20 protein-coding genes are annotated in these 21,715 nt (G+C 63.7%); 14 read left to right on the top strand and 6 right to left on the bottom strand.

The genetic code is table 11. From position 1 onward, the window contains the following. Positions 1–110: 110 nt before the first annotated feature. Together BR71_RS15255 and BR71_RS15250 are read right to left on the bottom strand one after the other, a co-directional pair. A complete protein-coding gene (locus BR71_RS15255; protein ID WP_043639318.1) occupies positions 111–818 on the bottom strand; it encodes a pseudouridine synthase in 708 nt (235 codons plus the stop codon). 41 nt (positions 819–859) lie between these two features. Then, positions 860–2,779, bottom strand: a complete 1,920-nt coding sequence (locus BR71_RS15250) for a sensor domain-containing diguanylate cyclase (RefSeq protein ID WP_052370646.1) — start codon at positions 2,777–2,779, stop codon at positions 860–862. A gap of 466 nt (positions 2,780–3,245) precedes the next feature. Here BR71_RS15250 and BR71_RS15245 point away from each other — a divergent pair, with 466 nt between their 5' ends. Further along, complete coding sequence (locus BR71_RS15245; protein WP_043639315.1) at positions 3,246–3,833, top strand: TetR/AcrR family transcriptional regulator; 588 nt, start codon at positions 3,246–3,248, stop codon at positions 3,831–3,833. Between the two features lie 131 nt (positions 3,834–3,964). Here the strand turns inward: BR71_RS15245 and BR71_RS15240 are convergent, their stop codons facing one another. Continuing rightward, the gene (locus BR71_RS15240; protein ID WP_043639312.1) at positions 3,965–5,101 is read right to left on the bottom strand and encodes a PilT/PilU family type 4a pilus ATPase; all 1,137 of its coding nucleotides are present in this window, start codon (positions 5,099–5,101) and stop codon (positions 3,965–3,967) included. Between the two features lie 45 nt (positions 5,102–5,146). Beyond that, a complete protein-coding gene (locus tag BR71_RS15235; protein WP_043639309.1) occupies positions 5,147–6,184 on the bottom strand; it encodes a type IV pilus twitching motility protein PilT in 1,038 nt (345 codons plus the stop codon). A gap of 265 nt (positions 6,185–6,449) precedes the next feature. On the opposite strand from BR71_RS15235, the gene BR71_RS15230 reads away from it, so the two are divergent. The 6 genes from BR71_RS15230 (at position 6,450) to aroG (ending at position 10,974) form a co-directional block, all read left to right on the top strand. Beyond that, the gene (locus BR71_RS15230; RefSeq protein WP_043639305.1) at positions 6,450–7,142 is read left to right on the top strand and encodes a YggS family pyridoxal phosphate-dependent enzyme; all 693 of its coding nucleotides are present in this window, start codon (positions 6,450–6,452) and stop codon (positions 7,140–7,142) included. 53 nt (positions 7,143–7,195) lie between these two features. Continuing rightward, entirely contained in the window at positions 7,196–7,999 is an 804-nt protein-coding gene (proC, locus tag BR71_RS15225; RefSeq protein WP_043639303.1) for a pyrroline-5-carboxylate reductase, read from the top strand. A gap of 8 nt (positions 8,000–8,007) precedes the next feature. After that, the gene (locus tag BR71_RS15220) at positions 8,008–8,589 is read left to right on the top strand and encodes a YggT family protein (RefSeq protein WP_043589318.1); all 582 of its coding nucleotides are present in this window, start codon (positions 8,008–8,010) and stop codon (positions 8,587–8,589) included. 91 nt (positions 8,590–8,680) lie between these two features. Next, the gene (locus BR71_RS15215) at positions 8,681–8,986 is read left to right on the top strand and encodes a c-type cytochrome (protein WP_019102525.1); all 306 of its coding nucleotides are present in this window, start codon (positions 8,681–8,683) and stop codon (positions 8,984–8,986) included. Between the two features lie 284 nt (positions 8,987–9,270). Next, positions 9,271–9,681 (top strand): RNA polymerase-binding protein DksA, encoded by a 411-nt coding sequence (dksA, locus tag BR71_RS15210; RefSeq protein ID WP_019102526.1) that lies wholly within the window; start codon positions 9,271–9,273, stop codon positions 9,679–9,681. A gap of 231 nt (positions 9,682–9,912) precedes the next feature. After that, positions 9,913–10,974 (top strand): 3-deoxy-7-phosphoheptulonate synthase AroG, encoded by a 1,062-nt coding sequence (gene aroG, locus BR71_RS15205; protein WP_019102527.1) that lies wholly within the window; start codon positions 9,913–9,915, stop codon positions 10,972–10,974. Positions 10,975–11,023: 49 nt separating this feature from the next. Here aroG and BR71_RS15200 read toward each other — a convergent pair whose 3' ends face one another. Beyond that, positions 11,024–12,451: an aminotransferase-like domain-containing protein gene (locus tag BR71_RS15200; RefSeq protein WP_043639302.1), complete on the bottom strand. Its 1,428-nt coding sequence runs from the start codon at positions 12,449–12,451 to the stop codon at positions 11,024–11,026. 116 nt (positions 12,452–12,567) lie between these two features. Between BR71_RS15200 and BR71_RS15195 the strand changes: the two genes are divergently transcribed. The 5 genes from BR71_RS15195 (at position 12,568) to BR71_RS15175 (ending at position 19,439) form a co-directional block, all read left to right on the top strand. After that, a complete protein-coding gene (locus BR71_RS15195) occupies positions 12,568–13,773 on the top strand; it encodes a benzoate/H(+) symporter BenE family transporter (protein ID WP_043639299.1) in 1,206 nt (401 codons plus the stop codon). 104 nt (positions 13,774–13,877) lie between these two features. After that, the gene (locus BR71_RS15190) at positions 13,878–15,266 is read left to right on the top strand and encodes an aminopeptidase P family protein (RefSeq protein ID WP_043639295.1); all 1,389 of its coding nucleotides are present in this window, start codon (positions 13,878–13,880) and stop codon (positions 15,264–15,266) included. A gap of 151 nt (positions 15,267–15,417) precedes the next feature. Then, complete coding sequence (gene betT, locus BR71_RS15185; RefSeq protein ID WP_052370644.1) at positions 15,418–17,445, top strand: choline BCCT transporter BetT; 2,028 nt, start codon at positions 15,418–15,420, stop codon at positions 17,443–17,445. A gap of 76 nt (positions 17,446–17,521) precedes the next feature. Further along, complete coding sequence (locus BR71_RS15180) at positions 17,522–18,616, top strand: NAD(P)/FAD-dependent oxidoreductase (protein ID WP_043639291.1); 1,095 nt, start codon at positions 17,522–17,524, stop codon at positions 18,614–18,616. Between the two features lie 58 nt (positions 18,617–18,674). Further along, complete coding sequence (locus tag BR71_RS15175; RefSeq protein ID WP_019102532.1) at positions 18,675–19,439, top strand: DeoR/GlpR family DNA-binding transcription regulator; 765 nt, start codon at positions 18,675–18,677, stop codon at positions 19,437–19,439. Between the two features lie 153 nt (positions 19,440–19,592). On the opposite strand, the gene BR71_RS15170 is transcribed toward BR71_RS15175, so the two are convergent. Then, a complete protein-coding gene (locus BR71_RS15170) occupies positions 19,593–20,315 on the bottom strand; it encodes an SDR family oxidoreductase (RefSeq protein WP_043639288.1) in 723 nt (240 codons plus the stop codon). A gap of 115 nt (positions 20,316–20,430) precedes the next feature. Here BR71_RS15170 and BR71_RS15165 point away from each other — a divergent pair, with 115 nt between their 5' ends. Continuing rightward, positions 20,431–21,258, top strand: a complete 828-nt coding sequence (locus BR71_RS15165) for a LysR family transcriptional regulator (protein WP_043639285.1) — start codon at positions 20,431–20,433, stop codon at positions 21,256–21,258. Between the two features lie 160 nt (positions 21,259–21,418). Beyond that, the coding region (locus tag BR71_RS23690) for a transposase (protein WP_244269650.1) at positions 21,419–21,715 on the top strand (297 nt) is incomplete at its 3' end.

Genomic DNA, 21,715 nt, shown 5'->3' with positions numbered 1-21,715 from the left:
ACCGCGCGTCATGCGGACTGTCATGCCTCTCCATACGACTCAAAGCCCCACCCACGGCCAAAGCAAAGGCCGCCCGAAGGCGGCCTGTTCTCATGCGGCAGGGTATAGCGTCAAGACCACCCCAGCCCGGCCAATTCCTCCGCGCTCAGATGCCGCCATTCGCCCTGCGGCAGTTCACCCAGCTCAACGCTGCCCAAGCTGATGCGATGCAACTGTTCCACGCGGTTGCTGGCCGCCGCCACCATGCGTTTGACCTGGTGGTACTTGCCCTGAGTGATGGTCAGCAGGATCACGTGGCTGTCCAGCTGTTCAATGCTGTCGGCGGCAAACTCCTCTCCTTCATCATTCAGGTAGACCCCGCTTTGCAGCTTGGCGATGAACTCCTCGCTGGCCGCGTGCTTCAGCGTGACCTGGTAACACTTTGGAACCTGCTTCTTCGGAGAGCTGAGCGCATGCACAAACTGACCGTCGTTGGTCAATAAGATCAGACCGGTGGTGTCCACGTCCAGCCGGCCCACCGCAGTGATGCCCAGATTGCCGAACTGATACGGCAGCAGCCGGTAGATGCCGGGATTATGCTGCGGCTTGTGCGAGGTTTCGTAATTGGGCGGTTTGTGAAACAGCAGGTAAAGCGGGCCGTTCACCACGTCCCAGGGTTTGTCGTCCACCACCAATTGCCGGATCTCGGCCAATTCCACCTGCTGGCGGTAGTTGTCGACGATCTCGCCGTTGAGTTCGACCAGGCCGTACTCAATCAGCTGCTTGCATTCCTTGCGGCCGCCAAAGCCTTGTTGTTGCAGTAGTCGGTAAAGTTCCATCACTGGATGGTAGCACACCGCCCCTGGCGCGCCCTCCGCCGTCAGGACACCAGCGGTTGCGCCGGGTCCGCCACGCACACCCGGTCGCGCCCCTCTTTCTTGGCCCGATACAAGGCCGCGTCGGCGGCAGACACCACGCTGTCGGCATCCGTGCCGTGCAATGGACACAGGGCCAACCCCACCGACAAGGTGACGCGGATGTCGTGGCCGCCGGCTGCGATGGGCAAGGCGCGCACATCGCGGCACAGCTGCTGCGCCTTGACATGGGCGTCATCCAGCGACGCGCCGGGCAGCAAGATGAAAAACTCTTCGCCGCCGTAGCGGCAGACAATGTCGCCACTACGGAAAGCGTCGCTCAGATGCGCCGCCAGCGTCGTCAACACCGCGTCCCCGCACTGATGGCCGTACTGATCGTTGATATGCTTGAAATGATCCGCATCGACCATCAACACCGCAACATCGCGATGCACCGCCAGCATATGGCTGAGAACGCGCGGCAAAATGTCGTCCAGATGGCGGCGGTTGAACAGGCCGGTCAGCGGATCGCGCAGCGTCTGTTCTCGCAAGCCTTGTTGCAGCAGTTCTATTTCGTTCAGATTCTGGCGCAGCGCCTGATTGGCTTGCAGCAAATCCTGCTCCAGCCGTTTGCGCTCGCTAATATCTTTGATACCGTTGATCACGAACCAGCCGTCGTCGGCGCGAACCACGGAACAGGAAATCAGCGCCCAGAACTCCCGGCCGTCCGCGGCGCGCAACCGTACTTCTCGATCCCGCACACAGCCGCCTACGCGCAGCAGCGAGGACACGCGCTCGCGCTCGGCCGGGTCCACGTAGAAGTCCTGCACCTTCAGCGGCTTTCCGGGCGCAAGGCGCTCGCGGAACAGCTCCTCGGCGCGGACATTGGCGTAAATCAGTTCGCCTCCTTGTAAACGGTTCATCGCCAACGGAAACGGCGCGGCGTCCGCCATCAGCCTCAAGCGCGCCTCGCTGTCCGCCAAATCCCGGGTTCTGGCGCGAACCTTGCCCTCCAGCTGGCGGTTGACAACTCGCAGCCTGGCCTCGGTGCGGCGCAGATCCACCGCCAACGCGCCAAACACCAGTAGGGTGGAGGTCTGGATCAGCATCAGCATGCTGAGGGTCAGCAAAGCCTGCTGCCCCCCGTGACCGAAAGCGCCGCGGCCGAATACCGCGCCAACCAAGGCCAGCAGCAAAATGCCCAGCGACAAACCATGCGCCAGCCGCAGCCGCTGACGGAACGCGAACCATAGCAAGGGCAGGCTGAAACAATAAGGCAGCGCGGCGTATCGCCCGGTGCTGTCGTCTATGCCCAACATGGCCAGCCCTGCGGCCAGCAAGGTCATCCAGGCGATCAGACCATCCAGCGTGTTGAGGCCGGCCTGACCTTCGCCGGCTCCCGCTCGTCTAAACAGCAGCAGACTAGGCGCCAGACTGAAAATACCGGCCAAGTCCCCCAGCCACCAGGCGATAAAGTGGCGACCCAGCGGCAATAAGGGCTGCGGCTGGCCATGCAGCAGGGCCACCGTGCCGCCCATGGCGGCGATGGCGGCGGCCAACGCCGCGCCGGCGATGAAGGCCAACACATAAGACAGGCTGCGCAAGGGCAAGCGCCGGCCGCAGCGGTAGCGCACCAGCAAAGCGCCCAGCAAGCTGCCCACCGTGTTGGCGCCGGCAATCAACAAGGCGTCCGCCAGCGGCAGCTGGCGCGACGTCAGGCTGAACAGCAAGGAGCCCGCAGCCAGCCCCACGCCGTAGCGCTGCCCGCCGCGCAAGGCAACCGCCATGGCCAGGCCGGCCGGAAACCAGGCTGGCGTCAGCCAGGTTTCCGCGTCCATGAAACCCGCCATCAATAGCCGCGCCAAGCCCCAATAGGCCGCGGCGACGCCAAACTGACGCCACGCGGCCGCCAGGAAACCCGCGGCGGAACGCCTCCATCGCTGCATGCATGTCTCCACCTTCTCTGCGCGCAGCCGCGGCGGCTGGCGGACGCAGGAGGACTTCTGCCGATCACAAGCCGGCTGTGAGAACCTGTTTACGATCTGCTGCGCATCGTGAGACGCCCCATGGTGAGTACCGCTTCGAAATACTCATGTACCACGCGTACATTCCGCTTTCTCAGCCGTTTTCGCCTTAGCTCGCGAGACCGTCAACACATTCTGAGCGCGGCCGATGCTCCAGACCGCGCCCGGACAGGGACGCGGGACGGGAAACGCCGCTTTTTAGTCAATATAGATATTCCTATGCGATTCCACCGTCATTTATTGGCTTGCCAATTGCGAGCGCGCGACAGCCGGCGCGCTATCTTGCTGATTCACATCGCGATTGAAGAAATGATACTTATCATCTAAAACGGAATCACCGCTTCGTCATTGCGTTGCGCCACCCCGTAGTCGAACAGGAAGGTCAACGATGCGCTACAGCTCAACTCACAAGACCGAAACCCGTCAACGGATCCTGACCATGGCCTCGCTGCGCTTTCGCGCTGAAGGCGTGGCCAATGTCGGCATCGCCAATCTGATGGCGGATCTGGGACTGACCCATGGCGGCTTTTACGCCCACTTCCACAGCAAGGACGACCTAGTGGCGCAATCCTGTCGCCAGGCATTGCTGGATATGAACGAGATTTGGCAGGCTCAATTGGAACAGGCGCCGCGCGGCGCCGGGCTGAAACGGCTTGCCAAGGATTATTTGAGCGCGGCGCACAGGGATTTTCCCGACTCCGGCTGCGCCGCCGCCGCGCTGGCCGGGGAGTTGGCTCGCCACGACAAAGCCACCCGCCAGGCGTTTTCCGAGGGCTTGCAGGCCTTGCTGCACACCTTGCGCCAAGCGCAACAATGCGACACGGCGGCCGGAGCGCGGCCGGCGCTGGCGCCCGAAGCCTGCCTGGCACTGATGGTGGGCGCCTTGCTGCTGTCTCGCGCCATCTCGGACGAAGCGCTCTCCGACCGGTTGCTGAAAAGCGCATCGGCTGCGTTGGCCTTGCAAGCCGGGGGTTAGAGTCTCGCGAACCAAGGCGAGATCGTGGAACAGACTCTAAGAAAGCGGAGCGCACACACGGTACATGAGCATTTCGAAGCGGTACTCACCGTGAGCCGTCTCACGACGCGCAGTAGCGCGTGAACAGGTTATTAGACGATGTCGAGGTGGTCTATGCCTTCCAGCGGGTCGCGCGACTTGGAGCCCTCGCTGTAAAGCTTGATCTTCAGCCTCAGGTCGTTAATGGAGTCGGCGTTGCGCAGGGCGTCCTCGTAGCTGATCAGGTCCGCTTCGTACAACTCGAACAAGGACTGATCGAAGGTTTGCATGCCGTTCTCGCGCGAGCGGCCCATCACTTCCTTCAGGCCGGCGATTTCGCCCTTGAAGATCATGTCGGACACCAGCGGGCTGTTGAGCAGAATTTCCACCGCCGCCACCCTGCCGCGGCCGCTTTTGATCGGCACCAGCCGCTGAGAGATGATGGAGCGCATATTCAGCGACAAATCCATCAACACCTGTTGATGGCGCTCTTCGGGGAAGAAGTTGAGAATGCGGTCCAGCGCCTGGTTGGCGTTGTTGGCATGCAGCGTGGCCAGGCACAAATGGCCGGTTTCGGCGAACTGCAACCCGTAACCCATGGTTTCGCGATCGCGAATCTCGCCCATCAGAATCACGTCCGGCGCCTGGCGCAAGGTGTTCTTCAAGGCAATGTCCCAATCATCGGTGTCCACGCCCACCTCGCGCTGGGTGATGATGGACTTCTTGTGCTGGTGCACGTATTCGATCGGATCTTCGATGGTGATGATGTGATCGTGGTTATGGCTGTTGCGCCAGTCCACCAGCGCGGCCAGCGAGGTGGATTTGCCTGAACCGGTGCCGCCAACGAAGATCACCAGGCCGCGCTTGATCAGCGCGATGTCGCGCAGCACCAGCGGCAGGTTGAGTTGGTCGAAGGTGGGGATTTCAGTGTTGATCTTGCGCAATACCATGCCGGCATGGCCCTGCTGCACATAGGCGCTGACGCGGAAACGCCCCAGACCCGGCGGGTTGATCGCAAAGTTCGCCTCCTTCTTGGATTCGAACTCCTCGGTCTGCCGGTCGTTCATCACCGCGCGCACCAGTTCCTTGGTGTGCTGGGCGGACAGGGGCTGCGGCGCCACCGGAGTGATCTTGCCGTCTATCTTCATCGCCGGCGGGAAATCCGCGGCGATGAAAACGTCGGAGGCGTTCTTGCCGGTGGCGTGCTTCAGCAGATCCAGTATGAACTTGGAAGCCTGGTCTTTTTCCATGATGAGGTCCCGCGGGTCGCCATTTAAGTGTAGAGCAGCGCCCGCTCAGAATTGATCCTTGTTGGCGGCCTTTTGCCTAGCGTCCGCCGGCGACACCATATTGCGCCGCACCAGTTCCTGCAGGCACTGGTCCAGCGTCTGCATCCCATGCTGCTGGCCGGTCTGGATCATGGAGTTGATTTGAGCAATCTTGTTCTCGCGGATCAGGTTGCGGATCGCCGGGGTACCCAGCATGATTTCATGCGCCGCCACCCGCCCGCTGCCGTCCTTGGTTTTGAGCAGGGTCTGGGCGATCACCGCGCGCACGGACTCGGACAGCATGGAGCGCACCATCTCCTTTTCCCCGGCCGGGAACACGTCGACGATGCGGTCTATGGTCTTGGCCGCGGAACTGGTGTGCAGGGTGCCGAACACCAGGTGGCCGGTTTCCGCCGCGGTCAAAGCCAGGCGTATGGTTTCCAGATCGCGCAGTTCGCCCACCAGGATCACATCCGGGTCTTCCCGCAAGGCGGACTTCAAGGCATTGGCGAAGCTGTGTGTCTGCAAACCCAGTTCACGCTGGTTGATCAGGCACTTCTTGCTGTCGTGGACAAACTCGATCGGGTCCTCGACAGTCAGGATGTGGGAGAAGTGGTTGTCGTTGATGAAATCTATCATCGCCGCCAGCGTAGTGGATTTGCCGGAGCCGGTGGGGCCGGTCACCAGCACCAGCCCGCGCGGAAAGGCGGCGATTTCCTGGAAGATCTTGGGCGCGCCCAGCTGTTCCAGCGATAACACCTTGGACGGAATCACCCGAAACACCGCGCCCATGCCGCGGTTCTGTATGAATGAGTTGACGCGGAAACGGGCGATGCCGGGCAGATCGAAGGAAAAGTCGCACTCGAAGGTATCTTCGAAGATTTTGCGCTGGTAATCGTTCATGATGTCGTACACCATGTCGTGCACGTCATGGTGGTCCATCGGCGGCAGGTTGATGCGGCGGATGTCGCCGTTCACCCGGATCATCGGCGGCAGCCCGGCGGACAAGTGCAGGTCGGACGCCTTGTTCTTGACCGTAAAGGCCAAGAGCTCCGAAATTTCCATAATATAATCTCCACGATGACTGCGACGCCGCCATGGTTTCAGCCGCCAGGCGACCACTTAACATAAAGTACCGCCGCGCGCCGGCAACGCGTCCAAACAAGACGCCGGCCCACTTTCGGCATTTCCGGCTCTGGCGCTGATTGTAAGCTCAACTCAGCCATTTGGGATATCGCCGTCACCCCATATTATTAACGATGCGCGGCCATGCTGCTTTGTAGAAACCCCAACAAACCGCACCGCCGGCTGCACACAACTTCTCGACGCCATGACAGATTCCATCTCCCAACCCTTGCAGCAAGTCCGCCAGCGCCTGGCGGACGCGGAACACGCCGCCGGCCGGCCGGCGGGAACGGTGCGCCTGCTGGCCGTCAGCAAGACCTTTCCCGCAGCGGACATCGAGCAAGCCTATCTTGCCGGCCAGCGCGCCTTTGGTGAAAACTACGTACAGGAATTGCAGCAGAAGGCCGAGGCGCTGGCCGGTCTGGAGATTGAATGGCACTTCATCGGCCCGTTGCAATCCAATAAAACCCGCGCGGTGGCGGAATTGGCCCACTGGGCCCATTCGGTGGATCGGCTGAAAATTGCAGAACGGCTGTCCGCGCAGCGGCCAGACTCACTACCGCCTCTGAACGTGTGCATTCAGGTCAACGTGTCCGGCGAGGCGAGCAAAAGCGGCTGCGCGCCGGAACAGGCGCTGGAACTGGCGCGCGCGGTGGCGGCCTTGCCGCGCCTGACCCTGCGCGGACTGATGTGCATCCCGGAGCCTACCGAGGACGCGGCGCGACTGGCGTCTCAGTTCGCCCTGTTGCGCCAATTGCGCGAACAACTGAACTCAGAAGGGCTGACGCTGGACACCTTGTCCATGGGCATGTCCGCCGACATGGCCGTCGCCATCGCTGAGGGCGCCACCATGGTGCGGGTGGGCACCGCCATTTTCGGCGCGCGCCATTATCATTGAATGACATCGGCTTGAAACAGCAGACGTTCAGGCCGGTTTATTAAGGAAAGATCATGCGGATTACCTTCATCGGCGGCGGCAATATGGCCAACGCCATCATCGCCGGCCTGATCAAGCAGGCGGCGCATCGCATCCATGTGGTGGACCCGGACGCGGGCAAGGTGGAGCGGCTGCGTCAGGAATACGACGTCAGCGGCGGCGCGGCGCTGCCGGACGCCTTCGACATTGGCGACATCGTGGTTCTGGCGGTCAAACCGCAGCACCTTCGCGACCTGTGCCTGGAGCTGGAACCCAGACTCAACGGCGCGCTGGTCATCTCCATCGCCGCCGGCATCCGCCTGGACGCGCTGTGCCGCTGGCTGGGCAGCAAGCGCGTAGTGCGGGTAATGCCCAACACCCCGGCGATGATAGGCAAGGGCGTGTCCGGCCTGTTCGCATCGGTGGGCGTCAGCGAAGACGACCGCCAGGACGCCAACACCGTCATGCAGGCGGCGGGCATCACGCTCTGGCTGCAAAACGAGCAACGCATCGACGACATTACCGCTGTTTCGGGCAGCGGCCCGGCCTATGTGTTTTACTTCATCGAAAGCATGATAGAGGCGGCCCAACAGACCGGCTTCTCCGAAGCCGAGGCGCGCCGACTGGTGCTGGCCACCTTTGAAGGCGCGGTGGAGCTGGCCAAGCAAAGCCCGCTGCCGGTCAGCGCACTGCGCACCAATGTGATGTCCAAGGGCGGCACCACCGAGCGCGCCATCGCCCGCTTTGAGGCGGAAGGCGTCAAACAAGCCATCATCGCCGGCATGCTCGACTGCCGCGACCGCTCCATCGAAATGGGCCAACAACTCAGCCAGGACTAAGCCACATCATGTTCTTCGACACTTTGCGCTTTCTGATCCACACCCTTTCCGGCCTGTTCGTGCTGGTGCTGCTGCTGCGCTTCTACCTGCAAGTGGCGCGCGCGCCGTTCAAACACCCGCTGTGCCAGTTCGTGATGGCCGCCACCAACTTCGCGGTGCTGCCCATGCGCAAGCTGGTGCCGGCAATGCGCGGCTACGACAGCGCCACCATGCTGTTGGCCTGGCTGATTTCACTGCTGGCCAATGTGTTGGTCACCCTGCTGAGTTCGGTGCCGGAAGTCTTCACCTTTCCGCAGGTATGGGTGGCTTTGTCTTTGCTGTCGCTGCTGGAAGTGTTCAAACAGTCGCTGACCCTATTGATGGGTAGCGTCATCGTGCAGGCCGTGCTCAGCTGGGTCAGCCCCTACAACCCGCTGATGCCGGTGCTGGATGCGCTGACCCGGCCCTTCCTGCGCCCGTTCCGCAAGGCCAATATCGGCGGCGTGGACCTGTCGCCGCTCGTGCTGTTCCTGATCATCCAGGTGATTTTGATGCTGCCGGTGCGCATGCTTGAAACAAGCTTCTTGACCCAACTCAAGGTAGTACTGTAGCAATTCAGGTTATTTGTCATATTTTTTCGCGGCCGTGCTTTACGGCCGTTCATCTGACAACCGATTTGCATCACCACACAGGAGACTTCCAATGAAAAAAGCCTTGCTCGCCGCCGCCCTGATGAGCGCTGTCGCCGCACCCGCCTTCGCCAATATGCAGCTGGCGCAAAAATACAGCTGCACCGCCTGTCATGCGGTGGACAAGAAGATCGTCGGCCCGGCTTATAAGGACGTGGCCAAGAAATACGCCGGCCAGAAAGGCGCGGAAGCCATGCTGATGGCCAAGGTCAAGAACGGCGGCTCCGGCGTATGGGGCCCGGTGCCGATGACCCCGCATCCGAATATCCCGGACGCGGACCTGCGCGCGCTGGCCAAGTGGGTGTTGTCGCTGAAATAATTCATCCAGACATTGCAGATCCGGCACGCCGCGCGGCGCGCCGGCCCACGGAAAAAGGCGGCGGATTGCCGCCTTTGAACTGTCCGGGACATTTTATGTCCTAGCCTGTTGCGCCAATACCCTTTTAACGATGTCTCAGGCTTGTTACCGGAGTAAAACAACGCTATACCGATTGTCAGCAACAGGGAGTTAATATCACCTAAGCGCCTAAGACAGTTGCAGAAATAGCGGGGCGCCGGTAATCTTCTCCGCCTGTTGCCAACTCTATGCTGGAAGCACCAAATATGGCCAAACTAACCGAACAGGATATCCTCAACTGGACCGGCGACGATTACATGAACGCCGACCATCTTGAGTTTTTCAAAGACCGGTTGTTGCAGATGCAGCAGGAGTTGCTCTCTAACGCAAATGCGACCGCCAACCACCTGCAAGAGCAGGAAGCCACACCGGATCCGGCCGACCGCGCCACGCTGGAAGAGGAATACGCGCTGGAACTGCGCACCCGCGACCGCGAGCGCAAGCTGCTGCAGAAGATCCAGGCCTCGCTGCGCCAGATCGAAGACGGCTCTTACGGCTTCTGCGAAGATACCGGCGAGCCGATCGGCCTGCGCCGCCTGATGGCCCGCCCCACCGCCACATTGTCGGTGGAAGCCCAGGAGCGCCGCGAGCGCATGAAGCGCCAGTACGCCGACTGATTGTTCCGGCTCTCGCCCGCAAAACGCCCTGGCCGCAACCAGGGCGTTTTTCATGCCCGCGTTTCCTCTGTTCAACAAAAACAAGCAGATAAATCAACAGACGATAGCTTGCCTCTAATGATCGTCTAGTATGAATTTAGAGCATTAAAGCAGGCCGGCCGCTTGTCTAGCGTCGTCGAATCCGGTTATCTTGCTGCTATGCAAAAACTGAAATAGCAAGGGACACGCTTTATGCAACGCCAGACCGACGACGTCAGAATCCGCGAAATCAAGGAACTGCTGCCGCCCATCGCCCACCTGTACGAACTGCCAATCACCGAAGCCGCCTCGGAAGTGATCTACGCCACCCGCCGCGATATCTCCGCGTTGCTGCGCGGCGAAGACGACCGCCTGCTGGTGGTGATCGGCCCCTGCTCCATTCACGACACCGAAGCCGCCATCGAGTACGCCAAGAAACTGGCGCCGCTGCGCGACAAGCTGGCGGAAGAGCTGGTGGTGGTGATGCGCGTCTACTTTGAAAAACCTCGCACCACCGTCGGCTGGAAAGGCCTGATCAACGACCCGCTGTTGAACGAATCCTTCGACATCAACAGCGGCCTGCGCATCGCGCGCCGCCTGCTGCTGACCCTGAACGACATGGGGATGCCGGCCGCCACCGAATTCCTGGACATGATCACCCCGCAGTACTTCGCCGACCTGATCAGCTGGGGCGCCATCGGCGCGCGCACCACTGAAAGCCAGGTGCACCGCGAACTGGCCTCCGGCCTGTCCTGCCCGGTGGGCTTCAAGAACGGCACAGACGGCAATCTGAAGATCGCCGTGGACGCCATCCGCTCCTCCAGCGTGCCCCACCATTTCCTGTCCGTGACCAAGACCGGCCACTCCGCCATTGTCTCCACCGGCGGCAACCCGGATTGCCACGTGATCCTGCGCGGCGGCAAGGAGCCCAACTACTCGGCCGAGCATGTCAGCGCCGCGGCGGCGGAACTGGTCTCCGTGGGCCTGCCGCAAAAACTGATGGTGGATTTCAGCCACGCCAACAGCCGCAAGGACTACCGTCGCCAGATGGAAGTGGCCGACGACATCGCCGGCCAATTGGCCGCCGGCAACGCCAACATCTTTGGCGTGATGGTGGAAAGCCACTTAGTGGAAGGCCGCCAGGACCTCAAACCGGGCTGCGAGCTGACCTACGGTCAGAGCGTCACCGATGCCTGCATCGGCTGGGACGACACCGAGAAACTGCTGACCACGCTGGCCGACGCGGTGAAGGCGCGCCGCGCGCGTCAAGACTGAGCCGGCGCCAAGCCGACTGCCTCGCGGCGGAGCATGCGCTCCGCCGTTTTCATTGGCTCAGCTGCTCGCCGGCCAAGCGGCCCAAGGTGGCGATGGCTCTCTCCAACACCGGCGACCACGGCTGGCCGAAGTTCAGCCGCAGACAATGGCCAAAGCGCGGTTCGGCGGAAAACACCAGGCCCGGCGCGAAGCTGATGGATTCGGCCAACGCCCGCTCCAACAGGCGGCCCGTGTCCAGCCCTTCCGGGCACTCCACCCACAACAGCAGGCCGCCCTGCGGCCGCCGCAGCCGCGTACCCTTGGGAAAAGCCGCCAGCACCGCGTCGGCCAGCTGACGCATCTGCCGCGCCAACTGCCGCCGCAAACGCTCGGCGAAACGCGTGTAATCGCCGTTGGCCAACACATCCGCCAGCATGCCCTGATACAAGGCCGAGCTCACCAGGCTGCTGCTATTGCTTAGCCGCGCCAATGCCGCATGATGGCGGCCGCCGGACAGCCAGCCCAGACGGAAGGAAGGCGCGAAGCTTTTGGTGAAGGACGAGCAGTAAATCACTTCGCCGCGGCTGTCCCAGGCTTTCAGCGGCGTTGGATGCTGCTCGCCGAAGTAAAGCTCGCCGAACACATCGTCCTCGATGATGGTCAGGCCATGACGGTAAGCCAGCCGCAGCAATCGCTTCTTGGCGTCGTCCGGCATCAGCGCGCCGGTGGGGTTCTGAAAATTGGTCACCGTTACCAGACAACGCGGCGCAGGTCCGTGGCGCAAAGCGAACTCCAGCGCCTCCAGCGACAGGCCGGCATCCGGCGTGCACGGGATTTCCAGCGCCTTCAACCCCAGTGCTTCCAGGGTTTGCAATAGACCGAAGTACACCGGCGTCTCCACCGCCACAGTGTCGCCGGGCCGGGTCAGCAATCGCAGCGACAGACTGATCGCCTCCGTGATGCCGTGGGTGAACAGGATGGCGTCCGGCTCCAGCGCCAACTGCCACTGCGCCGCCAGTTCGCACACCAGCCGATGCAGCCGGGCCTGCTCGCCGCGCGGCAAGTAGGCGCTTATCAGTTCCGGGCGCTGGTTCAGCGTCTGCTGCAGCCGACGCGCCAACGCCGCCGCCGGATACATGCTGCCATGCGCTTCCGCCATGTGCAGCTGGGTGCCGATGTCCAGGCCGGACCACTCGATCAATTGCGACATGCGACTGTCCACCCGCACCAGGGTCGCGGCCGACGGCAGGCCGTCCACCTCGGCGCTCGCCTGCTGCGCGCGGCTGGGCAAGGCGGCGAAGAAGCCGGCGCGCGGGCGAGCGCTGACGCGTTGCCGACGCTCCAGATGACGGTAGGCCGCCAGCGCGGTCAAGACGTTGACCCCGTGTTCGGCGGCCAGGCGGCGCACCGAGGGCAAACGACTGCCGGGGGGATATTCACCGCTGTCCAATCCTTGCTCGACTTCGGCGGCGATGCGCAAATACAGGGAATCACTCATGGCTGTTATATAGAACAGATTGTGCGCAGCATAAACTGTTTACGCCGGCTGTGGGAAGGCGCGGACCGGCGCTTGCGCTAGGCTGGGCGCTACTTTTCATTGCAAGAAAGCGCATCATGCCGTCCTCATTCTGGCGCGACCTGTCGCCCTCCGCCGCGCTGGCCGCTGTGCTGGCCCTCTTGGTAGGCTACTCCGGCCCCTTCCTCATCATCGTCCACGCCGCGCAGTCCGCCGGCCTGTCCCCGGCCCAGCTCGGGTCCTGGATCTGGGCGGTCTCCATCGGTTCCGGCGTGGCCGGCCTGTGGCTGTCCTGGCGCTGGAAAGCTCCGGTGATCACCGCCTGGAGCACCCCCGGCGCGGCGCTATTGCTGGCCGCCCTGCCCGGAGTGCCCTACGGCGAAGCGGTGGCCGCCTTCCTGGCCGCCGCCGCCATCGTCACCCTGCTGGGCGTCAGCGGCCTGTTCGACCGGCTGATGAAGGTCTTTCCCGCCGCGCTGGCGGCGGCGATGCTGGCCGGCATCCTGTTCCGCTTCGTCGCGGAACTGGCCAGCGCCGCTGGTCACGACCCGCTGCTGGTGGTCAGCATGGCCGCGCTGTTCTTCGTTGGCCGCCGCTTCTTCCCGCGTTACGCGCTGCCGGCCGCCATCCTGCTGGGGCTTGCGCTGGCGGCGGCTCAAGGTCTGTTCCAGGCGCTGCCGGCTCATGGCGGCGACGGCGGTCCGCTGTTCACTCCGCCGCAGTGGTCGTGGAGCGCCTTCTTCAACCTGGCCCTGCCGCTGGCGCTGGTGGCGCTGACCGGCCAGTTCCTACCCGGCATGGCCGTGCTGTCCTCCTCCGGCTACTCCATTCCGGCGCGCTCGCCGGTGTCGCTGCTGGGCGCGGTGTCGATGTTGACCGCCCCCTTCGGCGGCCACGGAGTGGTGCTGGCGGCAATCACCGCCGCCATCTGCACCGGGCCGGAAACCCATCCCGATCCTAAACGCCGTTACGTGGCCGGCGTGATCTGCGGCGCGCTCTATCTGGTGCTGGGCGTGGCCGGCGGCGCGCTGGCCAGCCTGATTCTGACCTTGCCCAAGGCGCTGGTGGCCACCGCCGCCGGCTTGGCGCTGTTCGGCACCCTGGCGTCCTCCCTGAGCGCTGCGCTAGCCGACGAAGGCCGTCGCGAGGCGGCCTTGATCACCTTCGTGGTGGCCGCCTCCGGCGTCAGCATCGCCGGCCTGGGCGCGCCGCTGTGGGCCTTGCTGGCCGGCGGCGCGGTGGCGCTGATCCTGCGCCCGGCCAAGCCCCGGCAGGCCGAAGCCGCCATCGTCCAGCGTGGTTGAACCGGCACTGGCAGCCCGGCGGCGGGCATGATAAGTTAAGGGACTGGATACAATATTCCGCGCGGCGACCGACCGGGCGGACCCTGCCCACCCTCGAGGAAACCATGTTCGCTGCCACCGTATACGCGCAACGCCGCGCCCGTCTGCAAGCGGCCGGCCTGTCCGGCCTGCTGTTGTTTGTCGGCAATGTCGATTCGCCGATGAACTACCACGACAACACCCTGCCCTTCGTCCAGGACTCCAGCTTCCGTTATTTCTTCGGCCTGAACGAGCCGGGCCTGGCCGGCGTCATCGACGCCGACAGCGGCGAAGCGACGCTGTTCGGCAACGACCCGGACGTGGCAGACATCGTCTGGACCGGCCCGCTGCCCAGCCTGGCCGAGCGCGCCGCGCTGGCCGGCCTGGACCGCAGCAACGCCTACGCCAACCTGGCCTCCACGGTAGCCGCCGCGCGCGCCGCCGGCCGCGCCGTGCATTACCTGGCGCCGTACCGCGGCGAAACCCTGATCGAAATGGGCCGCCTGCTGAACGTTCATCCGGCCCAGGTCAAGGAAGGTTTCTCCGCGCCGCTGACCCACGCCGTGGTGGCGCTGCGCGAGATCAAGGGAGACGAGGAAATCGCCGAAATGGAAGCGGCGCTGGCGGTGACCCGCGACATGCACATCGCCGCAATGCGCCACGCCAAACCCGGCGTGATGGAATACGAGGTAGTGGGCGAGATGGAAGGCATCATGCGCCGCCGCGACTGGCAACTAGCCTATCCGTCCATCTTCTCGCGCCGCGGCGAAGTGCTGCACAACCATCACCACGACAACCGTCTGGAAAGCGGCGACTTGGCGCTGAACGACACCGGCTGTACCTCCGGCGGCGGCTACGCCAGCGACATCACCCGCACCTTCCCGGTGGGCGGTAAATTCAGTCCGCGCCAGCGCGAGTTGTACAACATCGTGCTGGACATGCAGCTGGCCGCCATCGAAGCGATGAAGCCGGGCGTGCGCTATCTGGACGTGCACAAGCTGTCCGCGCGCCTGATGGTGGAAAGAATGAGCGCGCTGGGCTTCTTCCGCGGCGACGCCAACGATATCGTCGAATCCGGCGCTTACGCCATCGCCTTCCCGCATGGCCTCGGCCATCAGATCGGCATGGACGTGCACGATATGGAAGGGCTGGGCGAAGATCTGGTGGGCTACGGCGAGGACACCGAGCGCAGCCCGCTGTTCGGCCTTGGCTACCTGCGCCTGGGCAAGCCGCTGAAACAAGGCATGGTGGTGACGGTGGAGCCCGGCATGTACTTCATCCCCGCGCTGATCGAAGCCTGGGCCGCCGAAGGCCGCCACAGCCAGTACATCAACTACGACAAATTCCGCGAATACCGCGACTTCGGCGGCATCCGCATCGAAGACAATGTGCTGGTCACCGCCAACGGCAGCCGCGTGCTGGGCGCGCCGATTCCCAAAACGGTGGAGGAAATCGAAGCCGCGATGGCGGGTTGAGCCGGTCGCCACACAACTCCAAAGCCGCCCACGGGCGGCTTTTTCGCGTCCGGTCGCCTGCGCTCGCCCCCGCGTCGCATTCTGACCAGCCCCCGCCGGTTGCCGATGCTAGTCTCAGCCTTGCCTTGCGCTAGCATCGGGAGACCCCAACATGGCTGCATTACCGGAAACCGGGGCGGCAGATCGCCTCAACCGCACGGTGTTCCTCGGCTCGTCCAGCTGCATTCTTGCGCTGGCGCTGTGGGCGATGCTGGATGCCGACGCCGCCTCCCGCGCCATGGCCTTGATATTGGGCTGGATCACCGAAGGCTTTGGCTGGTACTACTTCCTGGCCGCCACGCTCTATATCTTGTTTGTCCTCGTCATCGCCTGCTCCCGCTTTGGCAACATCAAGCTGGGGCCGACTCACTCTCGGCCGGAATACAACCTGTTCACCTGGGGCGCGATGCTGTTCGCCGCAGGCATCGGCATCGACCTCATGTTTTTCTCGGTGGCGGAACCGGTCACCCATCTGCTGGCCCCGCCCGAGGGCCCGCCCGGCACCCACGCCGCCGCGCGCCAGGCCATGTCCTGGACCCTGTTCCACTACGGCATCACCGGTTGGTCCATGTACGCCTTGATGGGCATGGCCTTGGGCTATTTCAGCTATCGCCATCAATTGCCGCTCAGCATCCGCTCGGCCCTCTATCCCATCTTCGGCCGCCGCATTCACGGCGCGCTAGGCCACGGCGTAGACATCGCCGCCGTGCTCGGCACCATCTTCGGCATCGCCACCTCGCTGGGCATAGGCGTGGTGCAGCTCAATTACGGCCTGCACTTCATGTTCGACATCCCGGAAGGGGTGCTGCCGCAGGCCTTGCTGATCCTGCTGTCGGTGGCGATGGCCACCCTGTCCGTGGTCTCCGGCGTGGACAGGGGCATCCGCCGGCTCTCGGAGCTGAACGTGCTGCTGGCCATCCTGCTGATACTGTTCGTGCTGTTCAGCGGCAATACCGTGTTCCTCCTCAACGGCCTGGTGCTGAACGTGGGCGACTACCTGAACGGCTTCGCCGGCATGACCCTGAACACCTTCGCCTTCCAGCGCCCGGTGGACTGGCTGAATGCCTGGACCCTGTTCTTCTGGGCCTGGTGGGTGGCCTGGGCGCCCTTCGTCGGCCTGTTCCTGGCACGTATCTCGCGCGGCCGCACCCTGCGTCAATTCATCATCGGCACCCTGGTCATCCCCTTCGTGTTCACGCTGATCTGGATTTCCATCTTCGGCAACAGCGCGCTTGAACTGGTGCTGTCCGGCAACCAGGGCTTTGGCAAGACAGCGATGGAAACGCCGGAACGGGCGTTCTATTCGTTGCTGGCGCAATACCCATGGACGGGTTTCAGCGCCCTGCTCGCCACCGTTACCGGCCTGCTGTTCTACGTTACCTCAGCCGACTCCGGCGCGCTGGTGCTGGGCAACTTCACCTCCTTCCTCAAAGACCCGGCCAGCGACGCGCCCAAGTGGCTGCGCATTTTCTGGTCCCTGGCCATCGGCATCCTGACGCTGTCCATGCTGATGGTGGGCGGCGTGCCCACGCTGCAGAACGCCACCATCATCATGGGCTTGCCGTTCTCCTTCGTGATGTTCTTCATCATGGCCGGGCTGTACAAGGCGCTGCGAAGCGAAGGCATGCGCGAAGACAGCCTCCAGGCCAGCCTGGCCGGCTCGCTGTCCGGCCGTACCCGCGTCCACGCCGATCGGCGGCTGAGCCGATGGCAGCAGCGGCTGAGCCGGGCGCTGAGCCATCCGGATCCGGACCGAGCCCGGACCACGCTGGAACACAGCTGCCTCCCGGCCCTGCGCGAGGTGTGCTCCATGCTGCGCCAGTGCGGCGTCAAGGCGCGGCTGGAAGAGGAAACAGACCCGCAGACCGGCCTGCCGCGGCTGGGCCTGTTCATCGACGGCGATGGCGACGCCGCCTTTCGCTACCGCATCCAGGCCGCCGTGGCAGCCACGCCCTCCTTCACCATCCGCGCCGCGCCCGGCCATGACTGCCGGCTGGAAGTGCACCTGCAGGACGGCGGCCAAGTCTATAGCCTGTGGAGCTACCGCAAGGAACAGATCATCGCCGACATTCTGGACCAATACGAACGGCATCTGCACCACCTCCACCTCGGCCGGCAGCCGCAGTCCACCGCCTCATAGGCTTGTGCGCCGCCGGGCTGGACGCCGCCGCCGCGGCGTCGCACCATGCCTTATTCAATCCGGCATGGAGAGCGCGATGGAAACCGTGGAATGCGTGGTGATAGGCGCCGGCGTGATTGGCCTGGCCGTGGCCTGGCAGCTGGCGATGGCCGGCCGCGAAGTCGTCATCGTCGAAGCGGAAAGCGCCATCGGTCAACATACTTCCAGCCGCAACAGCGAAGTCATCCATGCCGGGCTCTACTATCCGCCCGGCAGCTTGAAAGCGCGGCTGTGCGTAGCCGGCCGCCAGCGGCTTTACGACTACTGCGCCCAGCGCGCCATCCCTCACCGCCGCTGTGGCAAACTGATTGTCGCCGTCGACGAGGCCGAGCTGCCGCGTCTGCAAGCCTTGCAACAACGCGCCGCCGCCAACGGCGTGACCGACCTATGCTGGCTGGACGCGGAGCAACTGCAATCCCTGGAGCCGGCTTTGCAAGCCCACGCCGCACTGCTGTCGCCGTCCACCGGCATCCTGGACAGCCACGGCCTGATGCTGGCCCTGCTGGCTGACGCCGAGGCTCATGGCGCGACGCTGGCGCTGAACTCGCCGCTGCACGGCGGCCGTGTAGCGGGCGACGGGCTGGAGCTGGACATCGCCGGCATGCGGCTCCAGGCGCGCTTGGTGGTCAACGCTGCCGGCCTCTGGGCGCCGCGGGTTGCGGCCAGTCTGGCCGGGGTTCCACGTGAAACCATCCCCACCCCCTATTACGCGCGCGGCGCCTATTTCGCGCTGCAGGGCCGTTCGCCGTTCCAGCACCTGATCTATCCGCTGCCCGAGGCCGGCGGCCTGGGCACGCATCTGACGCTGGACCTGGCCGGCCAGGCGCGTTTCGGCCCGGATATGGAATGGGTGGACCGCATAGACTACCAAGTGGACCCAGCCCGCGCCGACCGCTTCTACGCCGGCGTCCGCCGCTGGTGGCCGGCCTTGCCCGAACAGGCGCTGGCCCCGGCCTATGCCGGCATCCGTCCCAAAATCGCCGGCCCTGGAGCGGCGGACGCGGACTTTCTGGTCCAGGGGCCGGCGCAGCACGGCGTGCCTGGCCTGCTCCAGCTCTACGGCATCGAATCCCCCGGCCTCACCGCCAGCCTGGCGCTGGCCGAATACGCGGCGGCAACGCTGACGGCATAGCGCCGGGAGGAGTTGTCCGCTTACAATCGGACGGTCTCAACCCGCCGCCTTGCCGCTTATGCTCATTCTGAATCAACGCCAGCAGGAACTGCTGGCCATGGTCAAACGCGATAGCTACGTCAGCGTGGAAAAGCTGGCCGAACACTTCTCCGTCACCCGGCAGACCATACGCCGCGACATCGCGCTGCTGGCCGAGCACCAGCTGCTGCAACGCTATCACGGCGGCGCCAGCGTGCTGTCCAGCGTGGAAAACGTGGCCTACCAGGCGCGGCAAGTGCTGTGCATAGACGAAAAACGCCGCATCGCCGAATGCCTGGCGCGCCACATCCCGGACAACGCCTCCCTGTTCATCAACCTGGGCACCACCACCGAGGAAGTGGCCAAGGCGCTGCACCAGCACCGCGGCCTGCGGGTGATCACCAATAATCTGCACGTGGCGGACACCATGTGCGACTACCCGGACTGCGAAGTCATCGTGCTGGGCGGCATGCTGCGCAAACGCGACCGCGGCATCACCGGCGAAGCCACGGTGCAGCTGATCCGCCAGTTCCGAGTCGATTACGGCATCATCGGCATTTCCAGCATCGAGCTTGACGGCACGCTGCGCGATTACGACTACCGCGAAGTACGCAGCGCCGAAGCCATCATTCAGCAATCACGCCATGTGTTCCTGGCCGCCGACCACAGCAAGTTCGACCGTCCGGCCCTGGTGGAGCTGGGCCATCTGTCGCAGATAGACGCGCTATTCACCGACCAGCCGCCGCCGCCCGCCGTCGTCGAGCTGATGCGGGAAGCGGAGACTCAGCTGTACGTGGCGGACTGACAGCTTCTCAGAGCCTGTTCAAAGTCTCGCGAGCCAGGGCGAGACAAGGCGAAAACGAGCGAAAAAGCGGAATGGTCGAGGGGTACATGAGTATTTTGAGCTTGTACTCACCGTGCAACGCTCCACGAAGCGCAGCAGACTAGGAACAGGTTCTCAGGGCTGCTGCCGCGTCGCCGCCAGCACGATCTCGCGGATGCACACGTTCCGGGGCTGCTGATAAGCGTAGACGATGGCGCGAGCCACGTCTTCCGCCGCCAGCACGCCGCCCATCTCCTGTTTCCAGGCCTCATAGCCAGCCTTGATCGCCTCGCTGCTGGTATGCGACAGCAGTTCGGTGTCCACCGCGCCCGGCGCAATCGTCACCACCCGCACGCCGTGGTCCGCCACCTCCTCGCGCAAGTTCTCCGACATCGCGTGCACCGCGAACTTGGTGCCGCAGTACGCCACATGATTGGGGAAGGTCTTGCGTCCGGCCACCGAGCTGATATTGATCACCGTGCCGCGCTTGCGCTCCACCATGCCCCCCAGCACCGCATGGATGCCGTTGAGCAGGCCATGCACATTAACGTCGAACATGGTTTTCCACTCTTCCGGCGCTTGTTCGGCCATCTGTCCCAGCAGCATCACGCCGGCGTTATTCACGATGGCGTCTACCGGCCCGAAACGGTCCTCCGCCTCCGCCACCGCGGCGGCCAACTGGGCCCGGTCGGTCACGTCCACCGCGCGACACAGCGTATTCGGCAACGCCAACGCCTCCAGGCGCTCGATCCGGCGCGCCAGCAACAGCAGCGGATGCCCTTGCTGCGACAGCAAGCGGGCGGTGGCGGCGCCGATGCCGGAACTGGCGCCGGTGATGACGATCAAGTCTTGACTCATGACAACACTCCTTAAGCAATAGAAATAACTGATGGCAAACTATTGAGCAGCACTATAATCCGGTCTTAAGTCCGCTAAAAATCGTTTATTCCACTCGCTGTCATCGGTTTAACTTATGGATATTCGCTCGCTAAAAGCCTTTATCGCCGTGTTCGAAGAACGCAACATCACCCAGGCCTCGGCGCGTCTCTATCTGAGCCAGCCTGCGCTGTCCGCCACTATCCGACAACTGGAAGAACAGCTGGGGGCCGTGCTGTTTCAACGCCAGCCGCGCGGCGTGGAGGTGACCGACGCCGCCCGGCTGCTCTATCCGTCGGCACGGCGGCTGGTGGAGGAAGCCGATAGCTTGACGCAGCTGTTTCGCGGCCGGCAGGACTGCCAGCCGCTGATGCTGGGCGTGGCGGCGGACCTGGGGCAGGCCGACGTGGCGCGCGTGCTGGCGGCGGCCTACCGTGCGGTGGATGGCTTGCTGCTGGAACTGGCGGCCGGCTGCGCCGGCGACGCGCGACTGGACGAGGAGACCAACCGTTGCGAGGACGAGTTGTTCCTGCCGTTGTGGGAAGAGGATTATGTGCTGGCGATGCGCTCCGACTCGCCGCTGGCGGCACAGCCCTTGCTGCGGCCGGGACAATTGCTGGGCCAGGACCTGATCGCCTGCCCGGATCACCCCTCGCACCAACGCTTCGCCAGTCTGCTGGGCGTGGCGGCGCGAGAGTTGGCCGTGGCCGCGCGTTGCGCCACCCTGCAACAGGCGACGACGCTGGCCGCGGCCGGCGCCGGCATCGCCTTCGTCCCGCAAGGATTGGCCAAGGACCACCCCGAGCTGGGCTGTGTGCGGCTGGAACAGGCGGAACTCAGCCGCCGCGTCGGCCTGTGCTACGCGCCGGACGCCCTGGCCAAGCCGGCGCTGGCCCGTTTGAAGCAAGCCCTGGCCGCCGACTGAGGGCCTGTTTTAAGAGTGGCTGACAAAACTCCGTTTTACGGCTAAGGCAAGGCGCGCCGACGTAGACAGTACATTAATCGGCGCAACACAACATCAGCGGTTTTGTCTGCCGCTCTTGGTCTTAGAACCTGTTTACGATCTTTTTGTGAGCGATAATGGGCTGGTGAAGAGAAAATCCTACCCAAGCGACATTAGTCGAGAAAAGTTTGCCCAGATAGAGCCGCTACTACGTGGCGTACGGCGTAACACCAAACCGGTACAGCTGGATCTGTATGAAGTGTTCTGCGCAGTGCTCTATGTTCTACGCACAGGTTGTCAGTGGCGCTATCTACCGCCTGACTTTCCCAAGTGGCAGAACGTCTATGCGTATTGGCGCAAATGGACCGAACCTGACTTGCACGGCGTAAGCGTGTTGGAGCTGGCATTAAAAAAATCAGGTTGGCGCGGCCCGAGAGAA

It is taken from the genome of Chromobacterium haemolyticum DSM 19808 (assembly GCF_000711885.1).
Taxonomy (GTDB): Bacteria; Pseudomonadota; Gammaproteobacteria; order Burkholderiales; family Chromobacteriaceae; genus Chromobacterium; species Chromobacterium haemolyticum.
Note: the sequence above shows the minus strand (reverse complement) of the source record. Positions and strands in the feature narration are given on the sequence as shown.